The sequence below is a fragment of the Nocardiopsis sp. CNT312 genome, from assembly GCF_000515115.1.
In the GTDB taxonomy this organism is placed as follows: domain Bacteria; phylum Actinomycetota; class Actinomycetes; order Streptosporangiales; family Streptosporangiaceae; genus Nocardiopsis.
The window spans coordinates 78,926-96,624 of sequence record NZ_AZXF01000021.1; the positions used below are offsets into that span (position 1 = coordinate 78,926).

Sequence of the window (17,699 nt, forward strand, 5' to 3'; positions counted from 1 at the left end):
TCTTGGCGCCATTTCAGCGCCAACCGACATCTGTCACCGCGGGGGCGGGGTGCGCTCCACGATCGAGGGCAGCGGGGCCGTGTACTCGACCATGCGCAGGATCCGCTCCTTGACCGCCGAGGGCACCTGGACGTAGAACTGCGTGGGTGCCTCCTCCGGTTCCAGCCCCAGGCCGTCGGCGGTCTCCGCCCAGTTGGGCAGTTCGGCGTCGGTCCGGTGGGTGTCCAGGACGAACTCGATGAAGTAGAGGGGCCTGCGCTCGCCCACCCGCACCTCGCGTACGCGCCGGATCTCCGGCCAGGCGACGAACGTCCCCTCTCCGGGGAACCACCACTTGCGCTCCTGGAGCACCGTGATCCCGTCGCTGTCGGCACTGATGCCCTGGCGGGTGATGCGCTGGGGAAGGCCCCGCACCATGAACACGTTGCCGACGGGCCCCAGGAAAGCCATCACCACCGCGGCGGCGCCCCACAGCGCCACCGAGCCGACGGTGTAGTCCGCCGTCATCAGGTGCCAGACCAGCGATCCCGTCACCGCGGCGAACCCTGCGGTGAGGAGTGCGGAGAAGTAGGCGGCGGCGATCCACATCCTGGTGTTGGGGCCGCGCAGACTGACGTAGCGCCTCAAGTGGGAGACGCTGGCGGGCCGATGGGACAGGTCCGAGGGCAGGGCGTGCGTCGTGGCGGGAACGTCGGGGGGCTCGGGCGCAGACATGCCCCCATTGTCCCAACTCCGCACAGCGCTCCGCGCGTCGGAGCACCGGCGTCCCTGAGCCGCAGCGGGGCGTGGGGAGAATCCCCGGCGGATCGGTCGCGGGTCCCGCTAGAGTCCATGCCATGAGACGCAAGACACACGAGTACGACACGGAACTGCGGGTCCGGGGGGAGGTCCTCGTCCTGGACGGTGTGTCCTATCAGGGACGCACGGTCCTGGAGGAGGGCCCCGACGGTTTCGCCCCGCTCGATCGGTGGGCCAAGGGCGTCGCCGAGACCCTGGGGGAGCCGGTGACCTGGTATGCCCTGGACGGGGAAGAGGTCGCCGCACGGAGCACTGTGCAGCCGGAACGGAACCGGGACCCTCAGAACCGCCGTGCGCTCTGAGCTCCGCACTTGGCGCACTGGAACTTGCGGTCGTCGCCGAGAATCCAATCGTGGTCGCCACCGGTCGGACAGGTGGACATCGGCACCATCTCCTCGAAGGGGTTGTCGGGGTCGGTGCCGGTCACTGTATTTCTCAGAGACCACACCGGTCCCAGGAATGAGAAAGTGCTTCCGTCTTTCACCTCCGAAGCGGGAAACCCGAACCCAGAGAATCGCCATGAAAACCCTGAGTGATCGACTCTGGGCCGAGAAAGGGCCCGGGGCCGCAACCGCGGCGGACCCGAGCCGGGCGACCTAGTTCCGGGACGCCTGCATGTGCGCCTCGACGGCGGCGCGGTCGGCACGGAGCTTGGCGAGCGCCTCGTCGAGGATGAGCTTGCCCTCCTCCTCGCTGCGCCGTTCCTTGACGTAGGCGAGATGGGTCTTGTACGGCTCGGTGCGCGGCGGCGAGGGGGGGTTGGCCCGGTCCTTGCCGGCGGGGAAGCCGCACCGGGGGCAGTCCCACTCGTCGGGGACGGCCGCCTCACTTGCGAAGCTGGGCACGACCTCGTGACGGTTGGCGCAGTAGAACGACACCCGGATCCGAGGGGCGGCCTCGCCCCGCTCCGCCTCGCCCATGGGGCCTGCTCCGACACGGCTGCCACGGATGGCACTGCCACTACCCACGAAAAACTCCTTCGGCGAACGCGCTCACCGGGGGAATCCGGGCGAGCGTGACTGTGGAGGGGCCCTACGGGAGGCGGCTACACCCGGCTGTACAGGACGCCAAGGACGATGATGGAGAGGATCCACACGATGCCGACGGCCACCGTCATGCGGTCGAGGTTGCGCTCGACCACCGACGACCCGCCGAGCGAGGACGTGACGCCACCGCCGAACATGTCGGACAGGCCACCGCCCTTGCCCTTGTGCAGGAGCACCAGGAAGATCAGCAGCACACTGAGAACCATCACGAAGATGGACAGACCGAGAGTCACACGCTCACCCGTAGTTCGACCCCGAATCGGGGGGATGGACACCGCGGCCCCGCATCCCCCACGCACCTGCGGCGGCACCGCGGTAGCGGGCCGACCGGCTCGGTCCGTGTGAGGAGGAGGCCGGGACGATTTCGGATTTTACCGTGTCTTGGCCGGACACGGGTGGGGCTTGGCCCGCGAGGCACGGGAAACCCCTGGACGAAGTCTAGCCTGATCGCCGTCCCCGTGGCGCACCCCGCCCACCGCGACGGGTGGTTCCACCCGTCTGGACGGGGCGTGCCGGGGCTCCGGACCTCAGCTCTCGCCGAAACGGATCACCTTGACGAACTCGTCCGCCTTCAGGCAGGCACCGCCGACCAGGGCGCCGTCGACGTCCTTCTGGGCCATGATGCCTGGGGCGTTGTCGCCCTTGACCGAACCACCGTAGAGGATCCGGACCCGGTCGGCGAGCTCGGGTGAGTACAGCTCACCCAGCCGCACACGGACCGCGGCGCAGACCTCCTGGGCGTCCTCGGGGGTGGCTACCTCGCCGGTACCGATGGCCCATACCGGCTCGTAGGCCACCACCAGCTTCTCGGCCTGCTCTGCGGTGACTTCCTTCAGCGCTCCGTCCAACTGCGCCAGGACGTGCTCGACCTGGGCGCCCCGTTTGCGGACCTCCAGGCCCTCGCCCACGCACAGGATCGGGACGAGCCCGTGCCGGTAGGCCGCCTTGACCTTGGCGTTGACCAGGGCGTCGTCCTCGTCGTGGTACTCGCGGCGCTCGGAGTGGCCGGCCAGGACGTAGGAGCACTCCAGTTTGGCCAGCATCGCTCCGGAGACCTCTCCTGTGTAGGCCCCCTTGTCGTGGGCGGAGAGGTCCTGGGCGCCGTACCCGATGCGCAGCTTGTCGCCGTCCACGAGCGTCTGGACGCTGCGCAGATCGGTGAACGGCGGGAGGACGACGACCTCGACGCTGTCGTGGTCCTTACCGTTCAGGGCGAAGGCCAGCTTCTGGACGAGCGCGATGGCCTCCAGGTGGTTGTTGTTCATCTTCCAGTTGCCCGCGATGAGCGGCAGGCGCTGGGACATGGTCACTTCCCGTCGGTTCGGTTGGAGTGAAGGGGGCGTCAGCGGAGCACGTCGATACCGGGCAGGTCCTTGCCCTCCAGGTACTCCAGGCTCGCACCGCCTCCAGTGGAGATGTGGCCGAAGGCCGCCTCGTCGAACCCGAGGGCGCGCACGGCTGCGGCGGAGTCCCCGCCGCCGACCACGGTGAAGGCCCCGGAGCCGATGAGCGCCTCGGCCAGCGCACGGGTGCCGCCCGCGTAGGGCTCCATCTCGAACACGCCCATCGGGCCGTTCCAGAACACGGTGCGGGTGTCGGCGATCTTCGAGGCGAAGAGCTCCTGGCTCTTGGGGCCGATGTCCAGCCCCATGCGGTCGGCCGGGATCGCGTCGACGTCCACCGCGGCGTGGGGGGCGTCGGCGGCGAACTTCTCCGCGGCCACGACGTCCACGGGCAGGACGATCTCCACGCCCTCGCGCTCGGCGCGGTCGAGGTATCCGCGCACCGTGTCGAGCTGGTCGGCCTCCAGCAGGCTGGCACCGACCTCGAAGCCCTGGGCCTTGAGGAAGGTGAACACCATCCCGCCGCCGATGAGCAGGCGGTCGGCGGTACCGAGCAGGTTGTCGATGACGCCGAGCTTGTCGGAGACCTTGGACCCGCCGAGCGCGACGGCATAGGGCCGCTGAGGCTCGGAGGTGAGCCGTTCCAGGACCTCGACCTCGGTCAGGACCAGGCCGCCGACGGCGCGCGGGAGCCTGCCGGGCAGGTCGTAGACGCTGGCGTGCCTGCGGTGCACTGCCCCGAAGGCATCGCCGACGTAGAGGTCGGCGAGCTGGGCGAACCGGTCGGCGAGCTCACCGCGCTCGGCGTCGTCCTTGCTGGTCTCACCGGGTTCGAAGCGCACGTTCTCCAGCAGCGCGACCTGGCCGTCGGTGAGGGCGGCCGCGGTGGCGTGCGCCGATTCGCCTGCGGTGTCAGCGGCGAAGGCCACGTCGGTGCCGAGCAGCTCGCCCAGGCGGGCCGCGACGGGGCGCAGGGAGAACACCGGGTCCGGGGCGCCCTTGGGGCGGCCCAGGTGGGCCGCGACGATGACGCGCGCGCCGCGCGCGCGCAGTTTCTCGATCACGGGCAGGGCCGCTCGGATGCGGCCGTCGTCGGTGATCCGATCGCCGTCCAGGGGAACGTTGAGGTCGGATCGGACGAACACACGCTTACCGGAGACGTCGAGGTCGTCGATCGTCCGCATGGCAGGTCTCCTCGGGAAGGTCGGCCCGGACGTCGCTCCGGGCGGGGCGGGCAGGTCCCACGCACGGCACCCCTTCGCGGCGGACGAAGGGGTGCCGTGCGTGCGGAGGGCTCGGTCGGTCCGTCCTCTACAGGCCGGTGCCCACCAACTTGGCCAGGTCGACCAGGCGGTTGGAGTAGCCCCACTCGTTGTCGTACCAGCCGACGATCTTGACCTGGTTGCCAAAGGCCATGGTCAGGCTCGCGTCGAAGGTGCAGGAGGGCGAGGTACCGACGATGTCGGAGGAGACGATCGGGTCCTCGGTGTAGACCAGGAGGTCCTTGAGTGGACCGTCGGCGGCGGCCTTGAACGCGGCGTTGACCTCGTCCTTGGTGACCTCGCGGTCCAGGGTGACGACCAGGTCGGTCACCGAGCCGTCCGGCACGGGGACGCGCATGGCCATGCCGTCCAGCTTGCCCTGGAGCTCGGGGATGACCAGGGCGGTGGCCTTGGCCGCGCCCGTGGTGGTCGGGATGATGTTCTGCGCGGCGGCGCGGGCACGGCGCAGGTCCGAGTGGGGGAAGTCCAGGATGACCTGGTCGTTGGTGTAGGCGTGCACCGTGGTCATCAGGCCCTGCTGGACGCCGAAGGAGTCCAGGAGCACCTTGGCCATGGGCGCCACACAGTTGGTGGTGCACGAGGCGTTGGAGACGACGTTGTGCTGGGCGGCGTCGTACTTGTCGTCGTTGACGCCCATGACGATGGTCAGGTCCTCGCCCTTGGCCGGGGCGGAGATGATGACCTTCTTGGCGCCGGCCTCGATGTGCTTGCGCGCGTCCTCGGCCTTGGTGAAGCGGCCGGTGGACTCGATGACCACGTCCACGTTCAGGTCGGCCCAGGGCAACTGGGCCGGGTCGCGCTCGGCCAGGACCTTGAAGGACGTGTCGCCGACCCGCAGGGAGTCCTCTCCGACCTCGACCTCCTCCTTCAGGGAGCCGAGCACGGTGTCGTACTTGAGCAGGTGCGCGAGCGTCTTCGTGTCGGTGAGGTCGTTGACGGCGACGATCTCGATGTCGCTGCCGCCGGCGGCGACCGCGCGCCAGAAGTTGCGGCCGATCCGACCGAAGCCGTTGACGCCTACACGGATGGTCACGGAACCAATCTCCTCATGTGTCGCACATCATTTCCACCCGCGCATCCACCTTCTGCGCCGCGTGTGCCGCCGGCTGGGCAGGTCACCGCGTTGAACAGGGTTAACACGCGCCAGGTGTTGTCAGAAGAGCCTAGCGGAGGGCCGCGGGGCGGCGGTTGCCGACCCGGGTCGACCGCGTGGCAGGCCTTGTGGGCTCGTTCCCATACTGACATCCACCGCACAACAGGTCTAGACCATTGTGAAGAGTTGTACAGGGGTTTTTGCAGCTCACAAAGTCGAACACCGCGCCGCGGAGGCCCGCGGCCCTTTCATCGGGGCCGCCGCCGCTCAGGGCACGAGCATGTCCGGGGTGAGGTTGGCCTCGGTGCCCTCGATGCCCAGGTCACTCGCCCGCTTGTCGGCCATCGCCAGGAGCCTGCGGATCCGTCCCGCGATGGCGTCCTTGGTCAGAGGTGGAACCGACAACTGCCCCAGCTCCTCCAGGGAGGCCTGCTTGTGCGCCAGGCGGAGCTTGCCCGCCGCCACCAGGTGCTGGGGGGCCTCCTCTCCCAGGATCTCCAGGGCCCGCTCCACCCGTGCCCCCGCGGCCACCGCCGCGCGGGCGCTGCGCCGCAGGTTGGCGTCGTCGAAGTTGGCGAGCCGGTTGGCCGTGGCCCGGACCTCCCGGCGCATGCGCCGCTCCTCCCAGGCCAGCACGCTCTGGTGCGCCCCCAGCAGCGTCAGCAAGGCTCCGATGGAGTCGCCGTCGCGCACCACCACCCGGTCCACGCCGCGCACCTCGCGCGCCTTGGCGTGCACCTTGAGCCGACGCGCCGCACCGACCAGGGCCAGCGCCGCCTCCGGTCCGGGACAGGTGGCCTCCAGCGACATCGACCGCCCCGGCTCGGTCAGGGAGCCGTGCGCGATGAACGCGCCGCGCCAGGCCGACTCGGCGTCGCACGCACCGCCCGCCACCACGTGGCGCGGCAGCCCGCGCACGGGACGGCCGTTGTTGTCAACCAGGCCGGTCTGCCGTGCCAGGGACTCGCCGTCCCTGATCACCCGGACCACGTACCGGTTGCCCTTGCGCAGCCCGCTCGGGGACAGGACCACCATCTCGGACTCGTGCCCGAAGACCTCGGAGATGTCCTTGCGCAGGCGGCGCGCGGCGATACCGGTGTCGAGTTCGGCCTCGATGACGATCCGCCCGCCCACCAGGTGCAGGCCGCCGGTGAACCGCAGGATGGTGGACACCTCCGCCTTGCGACAGCATGGCTTGAGAATGACCAGACGGCTCAACTCGTCCTTCACCACGCCGGTCATCGCCATCCCCGCGATCCTCCCCCTATGAAGTGAGCCGTTCCGGCGTCCCCGCACCGGGCGCCGGCCCGCGCCGCCGTGGCCCCGCCACGCTCGGCGTCCTCGTGGCAGACTACGTGACGGGGCGCTCGCTGCCGACCCCCGCGCCGCGTGTCGCCGGGCCCCGATCCCGCTGGCAGGGCGGCGTGTCGTGCTTCGTGGCGGTTGCATCCCATTGCTCCGCGAACAGTCCCGGCGGCGGGGCCGCCCGTCTCACCCGCCCAGGACACCCTCCAGCGCGACGGCGAAGCGCTCGGCGTCGTGCCGGGGCGTACCGTCCTCCCGCGCCAGGTCGGCCAGGACCAGGCGGCCGCCCAGCCGACACACGACGTGTTCGAGCGGCTCCACCTCGTCGACGGTCCCGCGGTCGGCCAGAACCACGTCCACACCGAGTTTGGGCGCGTGCTCGTGCAGGACCTCCAGGTAGGTCTCGGGCCGGAACCCCTCGGTCTCGCCCTTCTGCGGGGAGAGGTTCAGCGCCACCAGGCGTCGGGCCCGGGTGGTGACCAGGGCGTGGGCGAGATCGGGCACCAGCAGGTGCGGCAGCACGCTGGTGAACCACGAACCGGGACCGAAGACCACCCAGTCGGCCTCGCGCACCGCCTTGACCGCCTGCGGGCTGGCGGGCGGGTCCTCGGGGATGAGGGAGATGGAGCGGACCCGGCCGCTGGTGCTCGCGCACGCCACCTGGCCCCGCACCGTGGTCAGCTTCCCGGGCCGGGACGCGTCGATCCCGGCCACCTCCGCGGCGATGTCCAGGGGCACCGACGACATCGGCAGCACCCGCCCGTGCGCCCCGAGCAACTGCCCCACCCAGTCCAGGCCCGCCACGGAGTCGCCCAGCAGTTCCCAGAGCGCCACGATCAGCAGGTTGCCGACCGCGTGCCCGTGCAGTTCGCCCTCGGAGCGGAACCGGTGCTGGAGGACCTGGCTCCAGGTGTGGCCCCAGTCGTCGTCGCCGCACAGCGCGGCCAGCGCCATCCGCAGGTCCCCCGGGGGCAGCACGCCCAGCTCACGGCGGAGCCGACCGCTGGAACCGCCGTCGTCGGCGACGGTGACGACGGCGGTGACGTCGGTGGTCACCCGACGCAGCGCGGACAGGGAGGCGTGCAGGCCGTGCCCGCCGCCCAGCGCGACCACCCGTGGCGGACGCTGCCCCTCGACGTCCTCCGACACCCTGCGTTTCGACATGTCGACTGCGGCCTGCCCCTCGTCCCTGTACACGATCGCCACCGACGGTGACCGGGCCAATCTAAGCGAAGGCGCTACAAATGGCGATTTCGCTCACCGTACGTGAGACACCACGCATATACAGGGATTACTCACGCCCTACATCGCGGTGCACGACGTGCACGTCCACGCCCTGGGAACGGAGCCGCTCGGCGAACTGCTCGGACATGGCCACGCTGCGGTGCTTGCCGCCCGTGCAGCCCACGGCGAGCGTCATGTAGTGCTTGCCCTCGCGCTGGTAGCCCTCGATCGTGAGCCTGAGCACCTCGGAGTAGGCCTCGACCATCTCCTTGGCTCCGTCCCGGGACAGGACGTAGTCGCGCACGGGGGCGTCGCGGCCGTTCATCGACCGCAGGTCGGGCACCCAGTGGGGGTTGGGCAGGAAACGGCAGTCCAGCACCAGGTCGGCGTCGACGGGCAGGCCGTGCTTGAACCCGAACGAGACCACGTTGGCGCGCGGGCGCTCCTCGTCCCGCTCCCCGAAGAAACCGACGACGCGGGCCTTGAGCTGGTGGACGTTGAGCTGGGAGGTGTCGATGACCAGGTCCGCGTCGCCCCGGACGGGCCGCAGTGTCTCCCGCTCCCGTGTGATCCCGTCCGTCAGCAGGTCGTCGCCCTGGAGCGGGTGGCGGCGGCGCACACCCTCGAAGCGGCGGACCAGGGCGTGGTCCCCCGCCTCCAGGAAGAGCACGCGTGCGTTGATGGCGCGGTGGCGCAGGTCCTCCACCGTGGACAGCAGGTCCTCGGTGAAGGCCAGTGAGCGCACGTCCACCACAACCGCGACCCGGGGCACCGCGCCGTGGGTGCGCCCGGCCAGCTCGATCATCGTCGGCAGCAGCTCGGGCGGCAGGTTGTCCACCACGAACCAGCCCAGGTCCTCCAGAGCCCTGGCCGCCGTACTGCGTCCCGCACCGGACATCCCGGTGACGATGACCACCTCGGGCGGCAGCTCGCCCCCCAGTTCGACCGTCATCTCTCTCCTCCCCCGTCGTTGGCTTGCTCCGTCGGCGCCCCGCCCCTGTCCGCCTCTCCCGACAGGTGCGCGTGCACGGCCCCGGCCAGCACGGGACCGATGCCGGGGACCCCGGCGATCTCCTCCTCCGTGGCCGCGGCCAGGCGCCTGACCGATCCGAACTCCTTGATGAGCGCCGCTCTGCGCGCCGGGCCCAGGCCCGGCATGTCGTCCAGTCCGCTCCCGGTCAGCGCCTTGGCCCGCCGCTGGCGGTGGTACTGGATCGCGAAGCGGTGCGCCTCGTCCCTCACGCGCTGGAGCAGGTACAGCCCCTCCCCCGCCCGGGGCAGGATCACCGGGTCCTCGTCGTCGGGCAGCCACACCTCCTCCAGGCGCTTGGCCAGGCCGCACACGGCGACGTCCTCGATCCCGAGTTCGTCCAGCGCCCGCCTGGCCGCCCTGGCCTGGGGGCGGGCACCGTCCACGACCACCAGGTTAGGGGGGTAGGCGAACTTGCCGGGACGCGGGCCGTCCTCCCGCGAGGGGTCGCCGCCGCCACCGCCCATGCGGGCGACCTCCCCCGCCTCGGCGCTCTCCCTGAGGTAGCGCGTGAAGCGGCGCCTGATCACCTCGTACATGGCGGCGACGTCGCCCTGGTCCCCGCCGGCGGCACCGCGGATGCCGAACCGCCGGTACTCGGACTTGCGGGCCAGGCCGTCCTCGAAGACGACCATGGACGCCACGACGTGCTCCGCCTGGAGGTTGGAGACGTCGTAGCACTCGATGCGCAGCGGTGCCTCGGGCAGGCCGAGGGCCTCCTGGACCTCGTTGAGGGCCCGTCCGCGGGTGCTCAGGTCCCCGGCCCGGTGGGTCTTGTGGCGGGCCAGTGCCTCACGGGCGTTCTTGGCCACGGTCTCCATCAGGTCCTTCTTGTCCCCCCGGCGGGGCACCCGCAGGTCCACGGCCGCCCCCCGCCGCTGCGACAGCCAGGAGGCGACGGCCTCCGCGTCGGCGGGCGCGTCGGAGACCAGGACCTCGCGTGGGACCGCGCCACCGCCGTCCGCGCCCTCGTCCCCGGAACCGTAGAGGCGCCCCAGGAAGGTCTCCACCAGCTCGCCGGGGCCGGAATCGGAGACCTTGTCCAGCACGTACCCCCGCTGCCCCCGGATCCGGCCGCCGCGCACGTGGAAGACCTGCACGGCGGCCTGGAGCTGGTCGTCGGCGATCGCGACGACGTCGCAGTCGGTGGAGTCGGGCAGGACGACCGCCTGCTTCTCCAGCGCGGCGCGCAGGGCCTGGATGTCGTCGCGCAGGCGTGCGGCACGCTCGTACTCCATGTCCCGGGCGGCCTCGGCCATCCGCGACTCCAGTCCACGGATGAAGCGCCCGGTGTCGCCGGCGAGGAAGGAGCAGAAGTCCTCGGCCAGACGCCGGTGCTCCTCCGGGGTGGCCCGGCCCACGCAGGGGGCCGCGCACTTGCCGATGTAGCCGAGCAGGCAGGGGCGTCCGCTGTTGCGGGCGTCGCGGAACACCCCCTTGGAACAGGTGCGCACGGGGAAGACCCGCAGCAGCAGGTCGACGGTCTCCCGGATGGCCCAGGCGTGGGAGTAGGGGCCGAAGTAGCGCACGCCCCTGCGCTTGGCGCCGCGCATGACCTGGACCCTGGGGAACTCCTCGTCCAGGGTCACGGCGAGGTAGGGGTAGCTCTTGTCGTCGCGGTACCTGACGTTGAACCTGGGGTCGTACTCCTTGATCCAGGAGTACTCCAACTGGAGCGCCTCCACCTCGGTGGACACGACCGTCCAGTCGACGTCGGCGGCGGTGGAGACCATCTGCTGGGTGCGCGGGTGCAGACCGGCGAAGTCCCGGAAGTAGGAGGAGAGCCGGGCCCGCAGGTCCTTGGCCTTGCCGACGTAGATGACCTGCCCCGAGGCGTCACGGAAGCGGTAGACCCCCGGGTCGCGCGGGATGGATCCGGGTGCGGGGCGCAGGTGAGGTGTCGCAGCCATGGCCCCATTCTCGTCGCTCCCACGGACATCCGGCCACCGATTCCCGGGTGCCGGCAGATCGCGGGTGGCCTCCCCCTCCTCCGGAGGGGACCAAGGCCATTCGACTTCCTCCCCACGGCTAGAGCCGGGGGATTCCAACCAGCTCGAAAGCGAGCCGGACCGGTACTGCCTCGCGGGGCCCCGGAAGTTCCTGCTTCACCGACCGCCCAACGGCGAGGTCTCCACGGGCTGGCACCGCATGCCCTGCGGAGCTGAGGACGTTCTTCGCCGCGTTCGCATCGGCGTGGTCCCGGTGGCCGCAGGCCGTGCACACGAAGACCGCTCGGCTCTCGCGGTTCTTCGCGTCCACGCGGTCGAGTCGGCACGCCGGTCGGTGACCCCGCCCAGGATCCGGCTCATCGCGGCCAGGATCCCGCGGCGGTTCGCCGAGCCCTTCTCCGAACGGGCGGGACTCCGCTGAAGACACCGGTACCGGGCCTTCTCCCCGCTGGTGACGCACTCGCGGTCGCGGAAGTCCCCGGTGCTCGTGGTCGCCGCGACGCCAGCGCCCCCGTCGACACCGACGGGCGTGCCCGCGTGGTGCTCGGAGACGGGGGCACGGTCCTCCACGAGCAAGGAGACGTACCGGTGCCCGGCCTTGCGGGACACCGTCGCGGAGCGGATCTCCCCGCAGGGACGGCGGGACCGGCGGAAGGCGACCCAGCCCAGCTTGGGCAGCTTCGCGCGGCCCCACCTGCGGTTGGGCCGCTCGGTGGTGATGAGGTTCGCGGCGGGGAACCTGAACGAGGGGTTCCAGCGGGCCCCGGAGCGCCAGCGGACCTCGAACGTGCCGTGCGTGCGGCATGCCTTGTCGAGATCCTTGAGGTCCTGCTGGAGGACGTGCGAGGGAGCGGTGCGCAGCCACGCGTGCTCGCGCTTGGCATCGGCGAGTTCGGCGGCACGCCGGACGTAGTTCATCCCTGCCCCGCGCCGCCGGTACTCCCGGCGCTGTTCCAGGGCGGTGCCGCACGCCAAGCGGCAGAGGTCGCCGAGCCCCTGCGCCCTCTCGGCTTGTTCGGCCGTGGGACTGAGGCGGTACTTGCGGCCGGCCAGCATGGGAGGCCCCCTCCCCCAGACGTTCCTCTGGTTCTCGGCGTACTCCCCCACGGCTTCCCGCGGCGCGCCATCGAAGACATGTCATGCGCTCGCCCCCAACGTCACGAACGCGTCTCGGCATGGTCTACGTTGGGCGGGAAGAACTCTCCGACCCGAACGACTAGGGGTTCTCCGTCGTGTCTGCTGAGCAATGGATCGCGATCGGCGTCGCCGTCGCCGTCGCCCTCCTCATCGTGGCGCTGGCGCACTGGCTGCTGTACCGCCAGGTCAGCAGGGTCTGGCCCCACGCCCGATTCATCGTCGAGAGGTCCTCCGTCACGGCCTACTTCGCCGCGGCGGTCATCGGCGCGAACATGGCCATGCCCGAGATCACCGAGGTGGGCTGGAGCACCTACCAGACCATCCAGCACGCCATGCGCATCCTGATGATCGCCTCCCTGACGGGTCTGGGCGTCAGCCTGTCGCACGCGGCCACGGACATGATCCTGGACCGGCTCTCGGCCTCGAACGGCGACGCCGACCGCCGCGCCAGGCGCCTCCAGACCCAGCTTCGGCTGCTGCGCAGGGTGATCACCTCCATCATCGTCATCCTGGCGATCGCCGCCATCCTGTTCACCTTCGACGAGGTGCGCGCACTCGGTGCCGGGCTGCTGGCCTCGGCCGGCATCATCGGCATCGTCGCCGGCGTGGCCGCCCAGGCCACTCTGGCCAACCTGTTCGCCGGACTCCAGCTCGCCTTCAGCGACGCCCTGCGCATCGGCGACGTGGTCGTCGTCAAGGGCGAGTGGGGCCGGATCGAGGAGCTGAGCCTGGTCAACGTGACCGTGAAGATCTGGGACGAGCGCCGCCTGGTGGTCCCCGTGGCCAACTTCACCACCATGGCCTTCGAGAACTGGACCAAGAGCGGCACGGACCTCACCACGCAGGTCCGGCTCCCGCTCGACTGGGAGGTGCCCGTCGAGCAGGTCCGCGAGGAGGCCGGGCGCTTCATCACCGCCAACGAGCACTGGGACGGGCGCAACTGGTCCTGCCAGGTGGTCGACATCACGCCCACCGGTGAGGTCGTCGTGCGCGTGGTGGCCACCGTCGCCGACTCCGGAGCCCACTGGAACCTCGCCGTCCAGATCCGCGAGCACCTGGTGACGTGGCTGGCCGAGCACCACCCCCTGTCCCTGCCCCGCCACCGGACCGAGTTCATCTCCGAGAGCGGGGAGGCGCCCTACGCCAGTACCTTCCCCGAGTCGGCGTTCCGGCGCCCGGTCCGCGAACCGAGCGGTGCGGGCACCCAGCGCGGCGGTATCTCGGACGGCAGCGAGAACTGATCCCCGGGAAGGCGGCCCCGGAGTGCTCCGGGGCCGCCTTCCGCCGGTGCACGGCCGGGGCGGATCAGTCGTCGAGGACGATGTCGGTGCCGTCGACGGTGACGGTGAACGGCTCCAGCGGCTCGGTGGCCGGGCCGACGAGGGGTTCTCCGGTGACGATGTCGAACCGGCTGCCGTGGCACAGGCAGCCGATGGCCTCCTCGTCCACCTCCTGCACGGTGCACCCGCCGTGCGTACAGGAGGCACCGAAGGCCTTGTACACGCCCTCCTCGGGCTGGGTGACGACGAGTTTGCTGTTGTTGAAGACGGTACCGGTGCCGACGGGGACGTCGGTGGTCTGTCCGATCACCTGGCCGCGCCGTACGTCCTGGGGCTTGGGCACCTCTCCCGCGCAGGCGGAAGCGGCCGTGACCGCAGCGGCGGCCCCGGCGGCACCGAGCAGTCGGCGCCTGCTCATCCCGCACTCACACGTTCTCCCCACGACCGCTCCCATCCGCGCAGACACGTACAACACTACGAACTGTAGTAGTAGACGGCGGGTGCCCGAACCGGCCCCCGCAACCGCTCAGCCCACGTGGAGCACCACGGTTCCGGCCACCTTGTCGTGGACGCCCTGGCGGTTCGGGCGGTCCCCGGCGGCCGCGCCCCCGGTGATCCCGACCACGGCGGCCAGCAGCAGCCACCACAGCGGCGGCGGAAGGAAGAGAAGCAGACCGGGCAGGGCGAACACCGCGGCGCGAACGGTGAGCGCCGCGACGGGCAGCGGGCCGAGGCGGCCCTCCCCGGAGGCGGGTGCCACCCGCAGACCGGTCCAGCGCTTGCCCAGCGTCCGCTGGAAGCGGACCAGGGCGACCGTCTCGTACCCGGTGTACAGGACGAAGAAGACGACGCCGAGCATGATCCGGTAGCGGCCCTCCGCGTCCCACGGGCTCCCGCCGGCCAGGACCCGGAGCCCGGTCCAGGCCAGGGCGAGCAGGGCGGCGACCAGCAGCGCCGGCAGCGCCGCGACGACGAGGTCGATCCCGCGTGCCAGCGCGCGGGCCTGCAGGGACGCCAGTGGATAGCGGAGGCCCCCCTCCTGCCCGGGGGGCGGTCCGGGCCGTGTGCCACCGTTCCCGTTCCGCCGCCCCGTTCCCCGGGGGTCCTCCGAGAGGGAAGCGTTCATCACCGTGTCCGATCTCCGATGCGGTGGGAGTGCCTTCCCACGTGACTGTATCCGCCGCGCCCGCCGGCCCCCGGCCCGCCCACCGGCTCAGAGCACCTTGGCCAGGAACCGGCCGGTGTGGGATCCGGCGACCGCCGCGACCTCCTCCGGCGTCCCCTGTGCCACCACCCGGCCGCCGCCGGCCCCGCCCTCGGGGCCCATGTCGATGACGTGGTCGGCGGTCTTGACGACGTCGAGGTTGTGCTCGATGACGATCACCGTGTTCCCGGAGTCGGCCAGCCGGTCGAGGACCTCCAGGAGCCTGCGGATGTCTTCGAAGTGCAGGCCCGTGGTGGGCTCGTCCAGGACGTAGACCGTGCGTCCGGTGGAGCGCCGCTGGAGTTCGGCGGCGAGCTTGACCCGCTGCGCCTCGCCGCCGGAGAGGGTGGTGGCGGGCTGGCCCAGGCGCACGTACCCCAGGCCCACGTCGGAGAGGGTCTGCAGGTGGCGGCGGATGGCGTTGATCGGCTCGAAGAAGTCCAGCGCCTCGGAGATGGGCATGTCCAGCACCTCGGCGATGCTCTTGCCCTTGTAGCGCACCTGGAGCGTCTCACGGTTGTACCGGGCCCCGTGGCACACCTCGCAGGGGACGTAGACGTCGGGCAGGAACTGCATCTCGATCCGGAGCGTGCCGTCGCCCGCGCACGCCTCACAGCGGCCGCCCTTGACGTTGAAGGAGAACCGGCCCTGCTGGTAGCCGCGCGCCTTGGCGTCGGTGGTCTGCGCGAACAGCTTGCGGATGCGGTCGAAGACCCCCGAGTAGGTGGCCGGGTTGGACCGGGGGGTCCGGCCGATCGGGCTCTGGTCCACGTGCACGACCTTGTCGACCTTGCCCGTGCCGTTCACCCGCAGGTGGCGGCCGGGAACGCTGCGCGCGCCGTTGAGCTCCTTGGCCAGGGCCTTGTAGAGGATCTCGTTGACGAGGGTGGACTTGCCCGAGCCGGACACTCCGGTGACGGCGGTGAACACGCCCAGCGGGAAGGTGACGTCGATCCCGTCGAGGTTGTTCTCCCGGGCCCCGCGGACCACGAGTTCGTGCCCGCGGGTGGTCGGGCGCCGCGTCGCCGGCAGCGCGATCGAGCGGCGCCCGGACAGGTAGTCGCCGGTCATCGAGTCCGGGCTGGTCAGCAACTGGTCCACGATGCCCGACACCACGACGTGGCCGCCGTGCTCGCCCGCGCCCGGGCCGATGTCCACGACCCAGTCGGCGGCGCGGATGGTGTCCTCGTCGTGCTCGACGACGATGAGCGTGTTGCCGATGTCGCGCAGGCGCTGGAGGGTCTCCAGCAGCCGCGCGTTGTCGCGCTGGTGCAGGCCGATGGAGGGCTCGTCCAGGACGTAGAGCACGCCCACCAGACCGGATCCGATCTGGGTGGCGAGCCGGATGCGCTGGGCCTCGCCGCCGGAGAGCGAACCGGCCGAGCGCGACAGGCTCAGGTAGTCCAGTCCGACGTCGAGCAGGAAGCCAAGGCGGGCGTTGATCTCCTTGAGCACCTGGGCGGCGATGATGAGTTCGCGCTCCGACAGCTCCAGTGCGGCGAGGAAGGCGGCGCTCTCGCTCAGCGGCATGTCAGCCACCTCGGCGATGGACCTGCCGCCCACGGTCACGGCGAGCACGGTGGGCTTCAGTCGCGTCCCCTCGCAGGTGGGGCAGGGCACGGTGCGCATGTAGCCTTCGAGGCGCTCACGGGTGGCGTCGCTCTCCGACTGGGCGTGGCGGTTGCGCACCCAGGGGACGACCCCGGGGAACTCGGTGTAGTAGGAGCGGCTGCGCCCGTAGCGGTTGCGGTAGGTGACGTGGACCTGGGTGTCGTGGCCCTCCAGGATGGCCTTGCGCGTCCGGCGGGGCAGGTCCTGCCAGGGGGTGTCCAGGTCGAAGCCCACTGCCTCGCCCAGGGCGGTGAGGATGCGCTCCCAGTACTCCGAGGTGGAGCCGCCGGACCAGGGAGCGATGGCGCCCTCGGCCAGGGTCCGCTCCGGGTCGGGGACCAGCAGGTCGGCGTCGACCTCCATGCGGGTGCCCAGCCCGGAGCAGTCGGGGCAGGCGCCGTAGGGGGCGTTGAAGGAGAAGGAGCGGGGTTCGAGCTGTTCGAAGGAGAGGTCGTCGTAGGGGCAGTACAGGTGCTCGGAGAACACCTTCTCCCGCTCGGGGTCGTCGCGGTCCAGGTCGACGAAGTCCAGGGCGATGGTGCCGCCGGCGAGCTTGAGCGCGGTCTCGATCGAGTCGGTGAGGCGCCCGTGCGCAGCGGGCTTGACGGCGAGCCGGTCGACGATGACGGCGATGTCGTGCTTGTCGTAGCGGCCCAGCTTGGGGGCCTCGTCGAGACGGACGGCGGCACCGTCCACGACGGCGCGCGTGTACCCCCGGGACTGGAGGTCCTTGAGGAGTTCGACGTACTCGCCCTTGCGGCCGCGCACCACCGGGGCCAGTACCTGGAAGCGCGTGCCCTCGGCCATCTCCATGACCCGGTCCACGATCTGCTGCGGTGTCTGCTCGGCGATCTCGCGGCCGCACTCGGGGCAGTGCGGCACCCCCACCCGCGCCCACAGCAGGCGCAGGTAGTCGTAGACCTCGGTGATGGTGCCGACGGTCGAGCGCGGGTTGCGGCTGGTGGACTTCTGGTCGATGGAGACCGCGGGCGAGAGGCCCTCGATGAAGTCGACGTCCGGCTTGTCCATCTGCCCCAGGAACTGGCGGGCGTAGGCCGACAGGGACTCGACGTAGCGGCGCTGTCCCTCGGCGAAGATCGTGTCGAAGGCGAGCGAGGACTTGCCGGAGCCGGACAGCCCCGTGAACACGATCATGGCGTCGCGCGGCAGGTCCAGCGAGACGTCCTTGAGGTTGTGCTCGCGGGCTCCGCGGACCACCAGTTGTTCGACCATCGAGTGAGACATCCTTCGGCTCGGGCACACAGGACGCGGGCCTCGTCGCGCGGCGTCGACCGACCCGCGTACGGACTGCGCGGTACGGCGCGGGGTGCAGGCCGGCGGCCGGGGCCGCGCGGGGCGAAGGAAGTGCACCCCGACCCGTCCGCTCCAGACTAAC

The 17,699-nt window shown here is 71.0% G+C and carries 17 protein-coding genes; 2 read left to right on the forward strand and 15 right to left on the reverse strand.

Going from position 1 to position 17,699, the window contains the following annotated elements; genetic code table 11:
- Positions 1 to 33 precede the first annotated feature (33 nt).
- Entirely contained in the window at positions 34 to 714 is a 681-nt protein-coding gene (locus tag B042_RS0110850) for a hypothetical protein (RefSeq protein WP_028648307.1), read from the reverse strand.
- A gap of 122 nt (positions 715 to 836) precedes the next feature.
- Between B042_RS0110850 and B042_RS0110855 the strand changes: the two genes are divergently transcribed.
- Positions 837 to 1,100 (forward strand): hypothetical protein, encoded by a 264-nt coding sequence (locus B042_RS0110855; RefSeq protein WP_028648308.1) that lies wholly within the window; start codon positions 837 to 839, stop codon positions 1,098 to 1,100.
- On the opposite strand, the gene B042_RS25670 is transcribed toward B042_RS0110855, so the two are convergent.
- The 11 genes from B042_RS25670 to B042_RS22835 all read right to left on the reverse strand — a co-directional run bounded on the left by B042_RS25670 (position 1,079) and on the right by B042_RS22835 (position 12,127).
- Positions 1,079 to 1,225, reverse strand: a complete 147-nt coding sequence (locus B042_RS25670; RefSeq protein ID WP_155989018.1) for a hypothetical protein — start codon at positions 1,223 to 1,225, stop codon at positions 1,079 to 1,081. The genes B042_RS0110855 and B042_RS25670 overlap by 22 nt on opposite strands.
- Positions 1,226 to 1,394: 169 nt before the next feature.
- Complete coding sequence (locus B042_RS0110865) at positions 1,395 to 1,766, reverse strand: RNA polymerase-binding protein RbpA (protein ID WP_081748726.1); 372 nt, start codon at positions 1,764 to 1,766, stop codon at positions 1,395 to 1,397.
- A gap of 77 nt (positions 1,767 to 1,843) precedes the next feature.
- Positions 1,844 to 2,077 (reverse strand): preprotein translocase subunit SecG, encoded by a 234-nt coding sequence (gene secG / locus B042_RS0110870; protein ID WP_028648310.1) that lies wholly within the window; start codon positions 2,075 to 2,077, stop codon positions 1,844 to 1,846.
- 294 nt (positions 2,078 to 2,371) lie between these two features.
- Positions 2,372 to 3,148: a triose-phosphate isomerase gene (gene tpiA, locus B042_RS0110875; RefSeq protein WP_028648311.1), complete on the reverse strand. Its 777-nt coding sequence runs from the start codon at positions 3,146 to 3,148 to the stop codon at positions 2,372 to 2,374.
- Between the two features lie 38 nt (positions 3,149 to 3,186).
- On the reverse strand, positions 3,187 to 4,371 hold the full coding sequence (locus B042_RS0110880; protein WP_028648312.1) for a phosphoglycerate kinase: 1,185 nt from the start codon (positions 4,369 to 4,371) through the stop codon (positions 3,187 to 3,189).
- 127 nt (positions 4,372 to 4,498) lie between these two features.
- Entirely contained in the window at positions 4,499 to 5,503 is a 1,005-nt protein-coding gene (gene gap, locus B042_RS0110885) for a type I glyceraldehyde-3-phosphate dehydrogenase (RefSeq protein ID WP_028648313.1), read from the reverse strand.
- A 327-nt stretch (positions 5,504 to 5,830) separates the two neighbouring features.
- Entirely contained in the window at positions 5,831 to 6,811 is a 981-nt protein-coding gene (gene whiA, locus B042_RS0110890; RefSeq protein WP_028648314.1) for a DNA-binding protein WhiA, read from the reverse strand.
- A 243-nt stretch (positions 6,812 to 7,054) separates the two neighbouring features.
- Positions 7,055 to 8,032 (reverse strand): uridine diphosphate-N-acetylglucosamine-binding protein YvcK, encoded by a 978-nt coding sequence (gene yvcK / locus B042_RS0110895; protein WP_028648315.1) that lies wholly within the window; start codon positions 8,030 to 8,032, stop codon positions 7,055 to 7,057.
- A gap of 127 nt (positions 8,033 to 8,159) precedes the next feature.
- Positions 8,160 to 9,044 (reverse strand): RNase adapter RapZ, encoded by an 885-nt coding sequence (gene rapZ, locus B042_RS0110900; protein WP_028648316.1) that lies wholly within the window; start codon positions 9,042 to 9,044, stop codon positions 8,160 to 8,162.
- Positions 9,041 to 11,032, reverse strand: coding sequence for an excinuclease ABC subunit UvrC (gene uvrC, locus B042_RS0110905; protein ID WP_028648317.1), 1,992 nt, complete (start codon positions 11,030 to 11,032; stop codon positions 9,041 to 9,043). Before uvrC ends, rapZ begins: the two co-directional genes overlap by 4 nt.
- A gap of 195 nt (positions 11,033 to 11,227) precedes the next feature.
- Positions 11,228 to 12,127 (reverse strand): helix-turn-helix domain-containing protein, encoded by a 900-nt coding sequence (locus B042_RS22835; protein ID WP_051415628.1) that lies wholly within the window; start codon positions 12,125 to 12,127, stop codon positions 11,228 to 11,230.
- A gap of 176 nt (positions 12,128 to 12,303) precedes the next feature.
- On the opposite strand from B042_RS22835, the gene B042_RS22840 reads away from it, so the two are divergent.
- Entirely contained in the window at positions 12,304 to 13,449 is a 1,146-nt protein-coding gene (locus B042_RS22840; protein ID WP_036554661.1) for a mechanosensitive ion channel family protein, read from the forward strand.
- A gap of 64 nt (positions 13,450 to 13,513) precedes the next feature.
- Here B042_RS22840 and B042_RS0110920 read toward each other — a convergent pair whose 3' ends face one another.
- The 3 genes from B042_RS0110920 to uvrA all read right to left on the reverse strand — a co-directional run bounded on the left by B042_RS0110920 (position 13,514) and on the right by uvrA (position 17,536).
- Positions 13,514 to 13,906, reverse strand: coding sequence for a Rieske (2Fe-2S) protein (locus tag B042_RS0110920; RefSeq protein ID WP_028648318.1), 393 nt, complete (start codon positions 13,904 to 13,906; stop codon positions 13,514 to 13,516).
- A 108-nt stretch (positions 13,907 to 14,014) separates the two neighbouring features.
- Positions 14,015 to 14,614, reverse strand: a complete 600-nt coding sequence (locus B042_RS22845; RefSeq protein ID WP_081748727.1) for an RDD family protein — start codon at positions 14,612 to 14,614, stop codon at positions 14,015 to 14,017.
- An 87-nt stretch (positions 14,615 to 14,701) separates the two neighbouring features.
- Complete coding sequence (uvrA, locus tag B042_RS0110930; RefSeq protein ID WP_028648319.1) at positions 14,702 to 17,536, reverse strand: excinuclease ABC subunit UvrA; 2,835 nt, start codon at positions 17,534 to 17,536, stop codon at positions 14,702 to 14,704.
- Between the last annotated feature and the right edge of the window lie 163 nt (positions 17,537 to 17,699).

What these genes read in the sequence shown, in the direction of transcription:
- B042_RS0110850 (WP_028648307.1), bottom strand. Translation starts at nt 714, where the DNA reads ATGTCTGCGCCCGAGCCCCCCGACGTTCCCGCCACGACGCACGCCCTG.
- B042_RS0110855 (WP_028648308.1), top strand. Translation starts at nt 837, where the DNA reads ATGAGACGCAAGACACACGAGTACGACACGGAACTGCGGGTCCGGGGG.
- tpiA (WP_028648311.1), bottom strand. Translation starts at nt 3,148, where the DNA reads ATGTCCCAGCGCCTGCCGCTCATCGCGGGCAACTGGAAGATGAACAAC.
- B042_RS0110880 (WP_028648312.1), bottom strand. Translation starts at nt 4,371, where the DNA reads ATGCGGACGATCGACGACCTCGACGTCTCCGGTAAGCGTGTGTTCGTC.
- whiA (WP_028648314.1), bottom strand. Translation starts at nt 6,811, where the DNA reads ATGGCGATGACCGGCGTGGTGAAGGACGAGTTGAGCCGTCTGGTCATT.
- yvcK (WP_028648315.1), bottom strand. Translation starts at nt 8,032, where the DNA reads ATGTCGAAACGCAGGGTGTCGGAGGACGTCGAGGGGCAGCGTCCGCCA.
- rapZ (WP_028648316.1), bottom strand. Translation starts at nt 9,044, where the DNA reads ATGACGGTCGAACTGGGGGGCGAGCTGCCGCCCGAGGTGGTCATCGTC.
- uvrC (WP_028648317.1), bottom strand. Translation starts at nt 11,032, where the DNA reads ATGGCTGCGACACCTCACCTGCGCCCCGCACCCGGATCCATCCCGCGC.
- B042_RS22835 (WP_051415628.1), bottom strand. Translation starts at nt 12,127, where the DNA reads ATGCTGGCCGGCCGCAAGTACCGCCTCAGTCCCACGGCCGAACAAGCC.
- B042_RS0110920 (WP_028648318.1), bottom strand. Translation starts at nt 13,906, where the DNA reads ATGAGCAGGCGCCGACTGCTCGGTGCCGCCGGGGCCGCCGCTGCGGTC.
- B042_RS22845 (WP_081748727.1), bottom strand. Translation starts at nt 14,614, where the DNA reads ATGAACGCTTCCCTCTCGGAGGACCCCCGGGGAACGGGGCGGCGGAAC.
- uvrA (WP_028648319.1), bottom strand. Translation starts at nt 17,536, where the DNA reads ATGGTCGAACAACTGGTGGTCCGCGGAGCCCGCGAGCACAACCTCAAG.